Source organism: Streptomyces griseoviridis, assembly GCF_005222485.1.
Classification (GTDB): domain Bacteria; phylum Actinomycetota; class Actinomycetes; order Streptomycetales; family Streptomycetaceae; genus Streptomyces; species Streptomyces hintoniae.
The window spans coordinates 8,147,307-8,158,488 of the sequence record NZ_CP029078.1; the positions used below are offsets into that span (position 1 = coordinate 8,147,307).

The following is an 11,182-nucleotide window of genomic DNA, read 5'->3' on the forward strand; positions in this document are numbered from 1 at the left end:
GATCAGGACCTCCGGGTCCGTTCGGGCGCGGGTGTACGGGCGGGGTGCGGTGCGGGGCAGTGGCCGGCCGCGGTCAGCCGGGCGAGCAGCGCCCGTACCTCCGCGACCGCCGAGGGGACGGCCGCGGCGACCGCCTCGCTGAGACCGATGCCCTCGTCGACATCGGCGGGGGTGCAGCCCACGAGGTGGGTCAGCGGGAGCGTACCGCCAAGTTTGGTGAGATTTGCCAGCACTGCGACCGGATTCATGCCGTGTGCGTCGAATTCACCCGTACCGAGGTCGCCGGGACCGACCTTGAGCACGGTCAGCTCACCGGGCGGACCGCCACCCGCGTAGGCGTCCACCAGCACCAGCGCGTCGTACCCGGTGAGCAGGTCGTAGGCGAGGTGCATGCCCCGGATGCCGTAGTCGACGACGCGGACACCGGCGGGCAGCGGCTCGCCCGCACCGGCCCCGAGCCCGCGCACGACCTCGGGGCCGAAGCCGTCGTCGCCGAGGAAGATATTGCCGATGCCGGCGACGAGCACGCCGTTGGTCACGCTCACATGGAGCGCATTCTGACGTACCTGCGGATGTCGGGGATCGACCGCAGGCCGACCACGACGGCGACCGCCGCGACGGCGGCGGCCACACCCGTGGTGACCAGTCCCAGGATTCTCACGATGGGTTCTCCTTCCGCACCTGCGTTGCGTCGGTGCTGCCTTGACCGAAGTCGCCGGGCAGCGGCTCCAGTTCGTCGGGGGTGAAGTAGAAGTAGCGGCCGTACCAGTCGTGCAGGTCGGCCGCCGGGTCGTCGACGAGGACAAGGGCGACGTGCACGCCGCCGTCGACGTCCGAGAGCACGGCCGTCACCCGCGCGACCTGCCCGGCGAAGAACAGGTCCTGGGCGTCGGCGCGGCGCCGGGGACGGACCCGGACGAGGCTGCCCTTGGCGACGGCGACCCCGTCGACGAGGACGCTGTCGGACTCGGGTGACACGGACGCGTCGGCGGCCGGGTCCCACCACGGGGCGCCACCGGTGTCGAAGGCGTCCGGGCCCCGGCCCTGCGGGTCGCGCAACAGGCCGTGCAACTGCTGGAGTTCACCCGGGGCCATCGCGTCGCAGCGGTCGATGATCTCGCGGGCCCGGGGGTCGGTGGCCCGCGCCTCCGCCTTCTCCGCCTCCGTCATCGTCATCACCCGCAGCGTGAGGATCTCGTCGATCTCCGTGGAGTCGAAGAGGGCACCGGTGCTCTGCTCGGCGATCTCCGGGTGGTCGTAGAGGATGATCGGTGCCCCCAGCACGGTGTCCGTCGAGCCCTTCGGCCCGGCCAGCACCGGCCAGCACCGCCGCTGTTCGCAGCGCGCCGCGGCGGCCGCCGCCTGCCGCGGGGGTTCGCGCAGCGACACGAACGCGGCGCCCCGCGCCTGGAGGAGCAGATGGGTGCCGATGAGGGAGGCGTGGATCGCGGCGTCCTTGTCGGCGACGGCCCCGGCGTGCTCGTTGTCCACACGGACCGACAGCCGCAGCAGACCGTCGTCCTCCTCCACCCGGGTGCGGACCCGCACGGTCAGGGCGTCACGGCCGCGCACGATCCGGCCGACCGCGGAGCCGTCGGCGTCCGTGAGGATCTCGGTCTCCTCGCCACCGGCGACCGTACGGACCTGATCCGTGGACCCGGCCAACGGCAGCGCGCCCAGGTCGACTTCGCACTCCACGGCCTCGTCCCAGGTCAGCACCGAGCGACCGGCCACCACCAGTTCGGCGACGGCCGTCTCACCGCCGTCCGCGTCCCGGCGCAGCACCTGACGCACCTGGTGCTGGAGGAACCGCAGCAGGACCGTCACCTCGCCGGGGCCCGGCGCGTCCGCGGGCACCGCGAGCAGGCACTGCATCGCCATGCCCGGGTCCTCCGCGAAACTCGCGGGCGCCGCCGCGGGCGGTCCGAGCACCCCGAACTGCCAACGCGACTGGTTCTTGTGGGAGCTGGCCCGGTACGGGTACAGCAAGTACCCCTCGTACAGCACCGCGTCGGCGACCTCCCGCACCGGGTCGAGATCGATCGGAGTCACCGGGGTCACCGGACCACCTCATCGAGTTCGTCGGCGTCGGCACCGGCCGCGCCCGCCAGCAGAGTGCGCACCGTCTCGTCCCAGCTGATCAGGCCGTGCCGCTCACGGAACTCCGCGAAGCTGCTGAGCACGTCGTGCTCCAGCCTGATCCACCCGGACCGCGGGAAATGGAAGTCGATCACCTGCCGCCACACGGCGACCGGCAGCTCGTACCGCGCCTCGCAGTCCCAGGGCACCTGCCGCACCCCGAACCCCGAACCGCCGTCCCCGGTGCCCTTGGTGAAGACCGTGCCGGAGAACAGCAGGGAGACCGGGACGGTGCCGGCGCCGAGCGCGTGCAGATAGCGCGAGCCGACGACGTCGAAGTCATAGGTGCACGGCAGCGCGAGGTCGACCTCGGTGGTGCCGGTGAACCCCTGCACGGTGGTGTTGCACTGCATCCACAGGAACGGCCGCAGCGTGTCCGACCACCGCTCGCGCCCCCCGAACAGCCCTCGCAGACCTTCCTGTTCGGCCTGGTCGTAGGGGCGCCGCTGCGGTTCGATACGGACCTGGCAGCGCAGCACGATCGCGTGGATCCGCTCGCCCGAGCCGTCCTCGATCCGTACCCGCGCGGTCAGTTGAGGCGCCGCGCTGTACGGCTCGGCGACCACGTCCCGTACGGAGAAGGCGAGTTCCGAGGTGTCGGGCCCGGTCATGAGACATCGTCCACGGCGGTCGGGGAAGCGGTCGCTGAGGGCACGTCCGCCGGTCTGCTGCGCGCGCCGACCTGTTCGAAGAACGCGTCCATGGCGGCGTGCGCCTCCTGCCCGCCGTCGAAACCGCGCCACAGCGTCCGCAGCCTGCCGACGAGTTCGTAGCACGCGTCGATCGGGACCAGATGACACGACGTCACGCCCGCCCGCCCGCCGCACTCGGTACGCCGCACCAGCAGCGCCTCGACATCCGGGCGCACGGTGGCCAGTTCGGGACGCGCCTGGACGAGGGCGGTCCAGGCGGCGAGCGGCAGCTCCGACTCCGTCGCCCCGGCCGGCCCGGGATAGAACGCGACGACGCGTTCCTGGACGGAGTTGCGGAACAGGAAGGCGAGACCCACCGGGATCTCCAGCTCGTCCCAGGCCCGTGCGTCCAGGGGGAGTTGATCGAAGCTGAGATACCGGTCGGGCACCGCGCGGTAGCGCAGCCGTGCCCCGTCGTCCGTGAACAGCAGCCAGCAGGCCCGGCAGCAGCACATCAGAGTGCGGTTCTCCAGGGCGACCACATGCTGGTGCTCCGCGCCGACCGGCACGGCGCACATCTCGCAGCGCTCCTCGGTGGGAGGCGCGGGACGGTTGCGGCTGAGCCGCAGCAGCGCGGCGGCCGGCGACGCCGAGCGTCCGGCGGGCGCGGTCACGGCGCGGCCACCGGATCGGTCGGGACGGCGACCGCGACCGAGGCCCCGTCCGCCAGCACCGGCAGCGGGTCCAGATGGGCGCCGTCCGCGTCCGCGTCGAGACAGGCACCGGCCCGCCGCACGTCGTAGTGCGCGCGGCACGCGGAGCAGCTCAGCACCCCGTCGTTGGCGCCGCCGCCCAGCCGTCTGGCCAACGTCGCGCCCTGGAAAGGCCGTTCGCACCGGGCGCAGCGGTCACGGAAGGCGAACAGGTCGGGCCCGATCCGGCAGACCACCACGGGCAGCCCACCGACGGTCAGCCGCTCCACACCCCCGGACTCCAGGCCGAGCAGCGCGGGCACCCGCTGCCAGCCCGCCCCGGGCGCGGCCGGACCCTCGGCGCCCGCGCCGTCAGGGCCCGCCTCGTGCAGCCGGGAGAACAGCGAGTCCACCGGGACCAGCGCCGCCGGTTCCCCGGCCGCCGCCGCGTCCTCCACCTCGATCGTGGTGACCTCGGGCGCCGCCGCCTCGACCGCGCCCCGCACCGCGAGCGCCAGCGTCGCCGACGACGAGGGACAGCCGTCGCAACTGCCCAGCAGCCGCAGCCGCACCGTCCCGTCCTCCGTGACCGCGACCAGCTCGACGTCACCGCCGTGCGAGCCCAGATAGGGCCGGACGCTGTCCAGCGCCTTCTCGACGCGGGTCGCCACGCTGTACGGGTGCAGTCCATGCACCAGCAGCACGCTCGCCACCAGGTCGTCGTCGGCGAGAGCGGCCAGCACCTGATCGCCCAGCGCGCCGTGCTCGTGGACCAGGTCGAGCAGCCGCTCCAGGCCGGCACCATAGAAGTCCGTGACGAGCCGCACCAGTTCCTCGCTGCGCTCGCGCGCCACCTCACCGCCCGCCGCGCTCGCGGCGATGAGGGTGTCGATCCGTTCCCCGGTGGCCCGCCAGCTCTCGGCGGGCGACGGCTCGGGCGTCTCCTGCTCCGTCATGTCATTCACTGCCGGCGGACTGCGTCGGCGAGTGCAGCAGTTCGAGCTTCTTGCCCTCACCGAGGTACATGTGCACCCCGCACGGGAGGCAGGGGTCGAAGCTGCGCACCGTGCGCATGATGTCGATGCCCTTGAAGTTCTCCCGGTCGTTCTCCTCGAAGATCGGCTGGCCCTGCACCGCGTCCTCGTACGGTCCCGGCGTCCCGTAGCTGTCGCGCGGGCTCGCGTTCCACGGAGTGGGCGGATACGGGTGGTAATTGGCGATCTTGCCGTCCTTGATCACCATGTGGTGCGAGAGCACCCCGCGCACCGCCTCGGTGAAGCCGCAGCCGACGCCCTCCTCGGGCACCTCGAACTTCTCCCAGGTCTTGGTGCGCCCGGCCCGGATCTCCACCAGCGCCTTCTCCGCGAAGTGCAGCGCGCAGGCCGCCGCGTACGCCTGGAAGTAGCTGCGCGCCCGGTTGCGCTCGATGGTGTTGCTCCACTTCGGGACCCGCCACTCCAGCTCCACCGGGCCCCGGGTGGCGGTCTTCGGCAGGTTGATCTTCACGCTGCTGCCGGTGGCCTTGACGTAGCCGATGTCGACCAGGCCCGCCAGCGCCGTGACCCAGAGCCTCGCGAGCGGCCCGCCGCCGGTGTCGAGCGCGAGGTAGTCCTTGCCGTCGAACCAGCGCGGCGACATCACCCAGCTGTACTTGTCGTCCAGGTCCCGCTTCTGCGGCTTGGGGTTGGTGTGCTGGTTCCAGGGGTGCCTGCGGTCGACCGGGTTGCCCAGCGGATCGTGGGTCACGAAGGTCTCCTGCTCGTCCCAGTCGTTGTAGTACGACGAGCCGAGCAGGATGCGGATACCGAGGTTGATCTCCACCAGGTCGGTGGTGACGAGCTTGCCGTCGACGACGACGCCGGGGGTCACGTACATCTTCCGACCCCAGTCGGTCATGTCCTTGTACGCGAAGTTGCAGTGCTCCGGGTCCTGGAAGGAGCCCCAACAGCCCAGCAGGATACGGCGGTTGCCGACCTTCTCATAGCCGGGGAGCGCCTCGTAGAAGAAGTCGAAGAGGTCGTCGTGCATCGGCACGACCTTCTTCATGAACTCCACGTACCGCTGGAGGCGGGTGATGTAGTCCGTCATCAGCTGGATGGTCGCCACGGTGCCGACGCCGCCCGGGTAGAGCGTGGAGGGGTGCACATGGCGCCCCTCCATCAGGCAGAACATCTCCCGGGTCATCCGGCTGACCTGGAGGGCCTCGCGGTAGAACTCGCCGGTGAACGGGTTCAGCGAGCGCATGATGTCGCCGATGGTGCGGTACCCGTGGGCGTCGGCGTGCGGCGAGGGGGTGTTGTTGGCCTGTTCGAGGACGCCGGGGTTGGTCTCGGCGACCATCTTCTCGCAGTAGTCGACCCCGACCAGGTTCTCCTGGAAGATATTGTGGTCGAACATGTACTCGGCGGCCTCGCCGAGGTTCACGATCCACTCACCGATGTGCGGCGGCTTCACGCCGTACGCCATGTTCTGCGCGTAACAGGAACAGGTGGCGTGGTTGTCGCCGCAGATCCCGCAGATCCGACTGGTGATGAAGTGGGCGTCGCGCGGGTCCTTGCCCTTCATGAAGACCGAGTAGCCGCGGAAGATCGAGCTGGTGCTGTGGCACTCGGCGACGACCTTCTGCTTGAAATCGATCTTCGTGTAGATACCCAGGCTCCCGACGATTCGGGTGATGGGATCCCATGCCATCTCCACCAGTTGGTTCTTGCCCTGGCTCGTCGCTGTCATCAGGCTGCCTCTTCTTCCGTCTCAGTGCGTTACCAGGTGGTTCGGTGGAGGGGAATTGCGGTGGATCGGATCGCCGGTCTCGGTCACCAGGTGCGGGTGGCGCCGCTCGTCAGTTCCTTGCCGCGCTTGCGCCACTTGGGTTCGGTGTCGAGGGTGTGCGTGGTGATCTGCCGCAGCCGCCGCATCGTCGCTCCGTAGAGGCCGACGGCGTTGGTGGAGAGCTTTCCGCCGGGCGGCTCGTCCATGAACGGCATGAACTTGTCGGGGAATCCGGGCATCGTGCAGCCGATGCAGATCCCGCCGACATTGGGGCAGCCTCCGATGCCGTTCATCCAGCCGCGTTTGGGGACGTTGCATTTCACGGTCGGCCCCCAGCAGCCCAGCTTCACGATGCACTTGGGGGAGCCGTACTCGGTCGCGAAGTCGCCCTGCTCGTAGTAGCCGGCCCGGTCGCAGCCCTCGTGCACCGTGCGACCGAACAGCCAGGTCGGGCGCAGCTCGTCGTCGAGGGGGATCATCGGGGCCTGGTCGGTGGCCATGTAGAGCAGGTAGGTGAGCGTCTCGGAGAGGTTGTCCGGCTGGATGGGGCAGCCGGGGACGCAGACGATCGGGATGCCCGCCTTGGACTTCCAGTCCCAGCCCAGGTAGTCGGGCAGGCCCATGGCGCCGGTGGGGTTGCCCGACATGGCGTGGATGCCGCCGTAGGTGGCGCAGGTGCCGACCGCGACGATCGCCGTGGCCTTGGGCGCCAGCCGGTCGATCCACTCGCTGGTGGTCATCGGCTGCCCGGTCGCCGGGTCGTTGCCGAAGCCCGACCAGTAACCCTCGTTGTGCAGTTTCTCGTTGGGGATCGAACCCTCGACGACCAGGACGAACGGTTCGATCTCCCCCCGGTCCGCCTTGAAGAACCACTCCAGGAAATCGTCGGCGCCGCCGGTGGGGCCGCACTCGAAATCGATGAGCGGCCAGTGCATGGCGACCTGGGGAAGGCCGGGCAGCGCACCGAGCGCGATCTCTTCGACGCTCGGCTGGGTGGCGGCGGTCAGCGCGACCGAGTCGCCGTCACAGCTCAGACCCGCGTTGATCCACAGCACATGGATGAGGGTGTTCTCCGCTTTTATCGCTGCTTCTGTCGGCATGGCCCGCTGCCTTCCGGGATGTGAACCGCCCGATACCAGCGAGTGCGGTATCACTCGCATTGCTACCATCTAGAATCCGCCCGCTTGTTCTGTCAACACGAGATTCATTCGGGCGGCGGCCCCTTCGTGCGGCCGAATGCTTCCGTCCGGGTGAATACGAGAAGCCGGGAAGGCGCGTCCTGAATTGCATGAACTGTCAATCACCCAGAGCATTGTCGACGCCGTCTGCGAACGGGCCGACGGGCGGCCGGTGCGTACCGTACGGATCAGGGTGGGAATACTGACCGCCGTCGTTCCCGATTCCATGCGGTTCTGCTTCGATCTCACCACCGCGGGCACGGTCGCCGAAGGCGCGCAACTCGAAATCGACCAGCCGCCGGGAACAGCGCACTGCCGGGCGTGTGAGAAGGACTTCGCCCTCCCCGATCTTGTATTGCTGTGTCCGTGCGGCAGTGCCGACGTGGCCATCACGTCGGGGCAGGAGCTGCAGATCGTCTCGATGAGAGTGGGCTGACGACATGTGCGGTACCTGCGGTTGCTACGACGGACGTGGTGAGGGCGGCGGCGGTCCGAGGATCGCCGTGCCGCACGCGCACCCGCACGACCACGACCAGGTGCGGGACGCGCCGTCGGGCGGCGGGGAGACCATCACCCTGGAGCAGCGGGTCCTCGGCAAGAACGAGGAACTGGCCGCCCGCAACCGCTCCTGGCTCGCCGAGCGGGACATCGTGGCCGTCAATCTGATGAGTTCGCCGGGGGCGGGCAAGACCACCCTCCTCGAACGCACCGTCCGCGACCTCACCGGCCGGCGGCGTCCGGTCGCGGTCATCGAGGGCGACCAGGAGACGACGCTCGACGCGGAGCGGATCCGCCGGGCGGGCGGCGCCGTCGTCCAGGTCAACACCGGAGCCGGATGCCATCTCGACGCGGAGATGGTTCAGGGCGCGCTCACCACCCTTGCCCCCGACGGCGGCTCGCTCGTCCTGGTCGAGAACGTCGGCAACCTGGTCTGCCCGGCCCTCTTCGACCTCGGCGAACGGAGCCGCGCGGTGATCATCTCGGTCACCGAGGGCACCGACAAACCGCTCAAGTACCCGTACATGTTCGCCGTCGCCGACCTCGTGATCATCAACAAGGTCGACCTGCTGCCGTACGTCGACTTCGACACCGACCAGTGCGTGAGGTACGCCCGGTCGGTCAACCCGGACCTGCGGGTGCTGACCCTCTCCGCGACCACCGGGGAGGGCCTGGACGACTGGTACGACTGGCTGGACGCCCGCTCCTAGCGACCGCCCGTCGCGGCGCGGGCGCGGGCCGCCTCGAACAGGGCCGGGTCGTGCGAGCACACCACCATCAGCTCCTCCGTACCGGCCGCGCGGAGCGCCGCGACCCGTGCCTGACTGCTCCTCAACTCCCGTATGTCATGGGCCACCAGGCGTTCCTGCACGCGCAGCGACCACGGTACGGGCGTCCCGTCGAGGGTGCCGGGGTGGTAGAAGGTGTCCCCGCAGTGCAGCACCCAGTAGCCGCCCGCGTCGACCGCGACCGCCGCGTGCCCCCGGGTGTGGCCGGGCATCGACACCAGCACCACACCGTCGTCGACCGAGGTCAGTTGCCGTGCCGCCGCGAACCCGCGCCACCGCTCCCCGGTCGGCTCGTGCCGCACGAGCCGTGGCCGGTGCGACAGTTGGGTCCGCCGGTAGCGTCCACGCTCCAGCAGGGTGGCCGGGGAGAGCGCCCCGCGCGCCTCCGCCGCCGTCACATGGACCTGGGCCTCGGGGAAGTCCGCGAGCCCGCCGATGTGGTCGAGGTCGAAGTGGGTCGCCACGATGTGGGTGACGTCCTCGGCGCGGAACCCCAACTCCCTTATCTGGTGCAGCGCGGTCTCCCGCGGGTCGAACGCGGGGCGCACCACACGGCGCATCGCGCCTGTCCGGCGGGCGGGTTCGGCGATGTCCGCGGTCCCGAACCCGGTGTCCACGAGGAGCAGTCCGCCGCCGGTCTCCACGGCCAGGACGTGGCAGACCAGGCGGGCGCCAGGCAGCCGCATCGTCCCGCAGTTGAGGTGGTGGACCCTCACCCGAGGTCCTTGGGCGGGACGGTGGCCAGGAGCCGGGGGTCGGGGGCGCCGCCGGCCATCCCGAGGACGCCCCTGACGATCCGGGCGAGCTTCAGCAGACCGCTCGGCCTGCGCTTGTCGACACCGGCCACGAGCTGCTTGAGGATGCTCAACTGGTCGAAGTAGATCCGTTCGGTGACGAGGTTCTCGTCCTCGTCGAAGACGAAGTACGCGGTCATCCGGGTGCGGTGGGCGGCCCCGGTCGCGGGTATCGAGCCCAGCGGCCCCAGATGGGTGCCCGTCAGCCAGAACTCGACGATGACGGCGTCCGCGCTGTGCCGGAAGGCGATGATCTCGTGGTTCTGGTCGGGGAACGCCACCCGCGTGTCGTCGTAGTAGTCGCGCACCTCCGCGTCGCCGTCGTGGACCCGCATCATCGCGATCAACTCGTAGTGCGGGTGCGGGAAGGTGGAGAGGGTGGCGTCCCAGTCCTGGGCGACCTCGTCGTGGAAGTGGTCGAGGACGAGCTTCTCGCGGGCGCGCAGCACGGACTCGGACGGCAGGGCGAAGCGGTTCATGGTCGTGGCTCGCTAGCTCGTGTGGGTGATGGCGTGATGGCTGAACGTCGGCTTCGTACCGGGATTGGTCCAGGCGCCGGTCAACTCGCTCGACGGGAAGAACTGCAGGAAGCGCGGATCGGCCTGGCTCGGGTCGGCGAGGGTCTTCTCCAGGACGACGGAGTTGTACTGATCGGCCGTCGTCTCCAGGGAGTTGGCGTTGAGGACCACCTCCTGCCCCCATGTACCGCTCCACCGCGTGAGCCCGGGGAGCCGTGAGTGCTCCGGTGTCAGGCACTCGGCCGCGATGACGTTCTCGCTGCTGACCCAGACGCCCGTCGAGGTGTTGAGGACCAGGCTCTGGTTGCCGAACACGTGCCCAGGCGTCTTCACCACGCCGACACCGGGGCCGAGGAGCACCGAGCCCTCGATCGGCAGGAACGCCCCGGGCGGCACGTCACGGTAGGTGTCGGGCTGGTACCAGGGCCTCTGGAGCGGGTGCAGCACCGCCATGGCGGCGAGTTCGTCGCGCTGCACGACGACCTTGGCGTTCGGGAACAGCGCCTCGGGACGGCCGCCCAGGTCGTCCTGGTGGGCGGTGGTGCCCACCCAGCGGCGGAGGTCCTGTGTGTGCAGATGGTCGAACAGCAGATAGTCGACGTCCTCGGGCGCGATGCCGAGCCGGGCGAGATGACCGAGGACCGTCTCGTGCTCGGTCACCATCTGGCGGGCGACGACGTCGGGCGTCCGCCGCGCCAGCCGGTCGAAGTACGGTGTGTACTTGCCGAGTTCGACGTCGCTCGGCTCGAACAGCAGGGTCCGGGAGCGTCCGTCGGTCTCCCGCCACCGGATGACGAGCATGCGGTTGGTGATCGACAGGAACGGCGCGACGGCGCGCGAGGCCCGGAAGAGACCGAACCGCGTCGGGTAGGGCAGCGTGACCAGGTCGCAGGTGGTGACGGTGTCGGGCGTGCCCGTCGTCACGAACTCCCTTTTGAAGTCCGCCCCTTGGGAACGGGCCGCGGCCAGCCGGGCGCCGGGCCCGCCGGGTATGAGGGTCAGGTCGGTGAGCGTGTCGACGGGGGTGCCGGTCGTCGGCAGGTCGACCACGTCCGTCGCGCTCCACGGAAAGCTCGCCATCCAGGTCTCCGCTCGTTAATCCCACGCCGTGGATAATTCGGTGCCACGGTTATAGTCCACACCGTGGATTTTGACAAGGTTGAGGCATGATGGA

13 protein-coding genes are annotated in these 11,182 nt (G+C 69.9%); 2 read left to right on the plus strand and 11 right to left on the minus strand.

Annotated features, from left to right (window positions below; all coding sequences use genetic code 11):
• Positions 1-2: 2 nt before the first annotated feature.
• From DDJ31_RS35150 to DDJ31_RS35180, 8 genes are all read right to left on the minus strand, one after another.
• On the minus strand, positions 3-539 hold the full coding sequence (locus DDJ31_RS35150) for a hydrogenase maturation protease (RefSeq protein WP_127182455.1): 537 nt from the start codon (positions 537-539) through the stop codon (positions 3-5).
• 2 nt (positions 540-541) lie between these two features.
• Positions 542-661, minus strand: coding sequence for a DUF6893 family small protein (locus DDJ31_RS40125; RefSeq protein ID WP_431026688.1), 120 nt, complete (start codon positions 659-661; stop codon positions 542-544).
• Positions 658-2,052 (minus strand): hypothetical protein, encoded by a 1,395-nt coding sequence (locus DDJ31_RS35155; RefSeq protein WP_127182454.1) that lies wholly within the window; start codon positions 2,050-2,052, stop codon positions 658-660. The genes DDJ31_RS40125 and DDJ31_RS35155 overlap by 4 nt, the downstream gene beginning before the upstream one ends.
• 5 nt (positions 2,053-2,057) lie before the next feature.
• The gene (locus DDJ31_RS35160) at positions 2,058-2,750 is read right to left on the minus strand and encodes a DUF6084 family protein (RefSeq protein WP_127176369.1); all 693 of its coding nucleotides are present in this window, start codon (positions 2,748-2,750) and stop codon (positions 2,058-2,060) included.
• Positions 2,747-3,445 carry a DUF5947 family protein gene (locus tag DDJ31_RS35165; protein ID WP_171480943.1) on the minus strand — a complete coding sequence of 233 codons (699 nt, stop codon included), beginning with the start codon at positions 3,443-3,445 and terminating at the stop codon, positions 2,747-2,749. Before DDJ31_RS35165 ends, DDJ31_RS35160 begins: the two co-directional genes overlap by 4 nt.
• A complete protein-coding gene (locus DDJ31_RS35170; RefSeq protein ID WP_127176368.1) occupies positions 3,442-4,419 on the minus strand; it encodes a NifU family protein in 978 nt (325 codons plus the stop codon). The genes DDJ31_RS35165 and DDJ31_RS35170 overlap by 4 nt, the downstream gene beginning before the upstream one ends.
• A 1-nt stretch (position 4,420) precedes the next feature.
• A complete protein-coding gene (locus DDJ31_RS35175) occupies positions 4,421-6,193 on the minus strand; it encodes a nickel-dependent hydrogenase large subunit (protein ID WP_127176367.1) in 1,773 nt (590 codons plus the stop codon).
• Between the two features lie 83 nt (positions 6,194-6,276).
• Positions 6,277-7,332, minus strand: coding sequence for a hydrogenase expression protein HypE (locus tag DDJ31_RS35180; RefSeq protein ID WP_127176366.1), 1,056 nt, complete (start codon positions 7,330-7,332; stop codon positions 6,277-6,279).
• Positions 7,333-7,516: 184 nt separating this feature from the next.
• Here DDJ31_RS35180 and DDJ31_RS35185 point away from each other — a divergent pair, with 184 nt between their 5' ends.
• On the plus strand, positions 7,517-7,846 hold the full coding sequence (locus DDJ31_RS35185; RefSeq protein ID WP_127176365.1) for a hydrogenase maturation nickel metallochaperone HypA/HybF: 330 nt from the start codon (positions 7,517-7,519) through the stop codon (positions 7,844-7,846).
• 67 nt (positions 7,847-7,913) lie between these two features.
• Positions 7,914-8,618 carry a hydrogenase nickel incorporation protein HypB gene (gene hypB, locus DDJ31_RS35190; protein ID WP_240677969.1) on the plus strand — a complete coding sequence of 235 codons (705 nt, stop codon included), beginning with the start codon at positions 7,914-7,916 and terminating at the stop codon, positions 8,616-8,618.
• On the opposite strand, the gene DDJ31_RS35195 is transcribed toward hypB, so the two are convergent.
• Genes DDJ31_RS35195 through DDJ31_RS35205 form a run of 3 tightly spaced genes read right to left on the minus strand, consistent with a single transcriptional unit; the run spans position 8,615 to position 11,088 of the window.
• The gene (locus DDJ31_RS35195) at positions 8,615-9,412 is read right to left on the minus strand and encodes an MBL fold metallo-hydrolase (protein ID WP_127176363.1); all 798 of its coding nucleotides are present in this window, start codon (positions 9,410-9,412) and stop codon (positions 8,615-8,617) included. The genes hypB and DDJ31_RS35195 overlap by 4 nt on opposite strands.
• Positions 9,409-9,969, minus strand: a complete 561-nt coding sequence (locus DDJ31_RS35200) for an ester cyclase (RefSeq protein WP_127176362.1) — start codon at positions 9,967-9,969, stop codon at positions 9,409-9,411. The genes DDJ31_RS35195 and DDJ31_RS35200 overlap by 4 nt, the downstream gene beginning before the upstream one ends.
• Before the next feature lie 12 nt (positions 9,970-9,981).
• Positions 9,982-11,088 carry a hypothetical protein gene (locus DDJ31_RS35205; RefSeq protein ID WP_127176361.1) on the minus strand — a complete coding sequence of 369 codons (1,107 nt, stop codon included), beginning with the start codon at positions 11,086-11,088 and terminating at the stop codon, positions 9,982-9,984.
• Positions 11,089-11,182: the final 94 nt, after the last annotated feature.

Excerpts from the sequence above, each read along its gene's own strand:
- DDJ31_RS35160 (WP_127176369.1), bottom strand. The coding sequence starts at position 2,750 with ATGACCGGGCCCGACACCTCGGAACTCGCCTTCTCCGTACGGGACGTG.
- DDJ31_RS35170 (WP_127176368.1), bottom strand. The coding sequence starts at position 4,419 with ATGACGGAGCAGGAGACGCCCGAGCCGTCGCCCGCCGAGAGCTGGCGG.
- DDJ31_RS35175 (WP_127176367.1), bottom strand. The coding sequence starts at position 6,193 with ATGACAGCGACGAGCCAGGGCAAGAACCAACTGGTGGAGATGGCATGG.
- DDJ31_RS35180 (WP_127176366.1), bottom strand. The coding sequence starts at position 7,332 with ATGCCGACAGAAGCAGCGATAAAAGCGGAGAACACCCTCATCCATGTG.
- DDJ31_RS35200 (WP_127176362.1), bottom strand. The coding sequence starts at position 9,969 with ATGAACCGCTTCGCCCTGCCGTCCGAGTCCGTGCTGCGCGCCCGCGAG.
- DDJ31_RS35205 (WP_127176361.1), bottom strand. The coding sequence starts at position 11,088 with ATGGCGAGCTTTCCGTGGAGCGCGACGGACGTGGTCGACCTGCCGACG.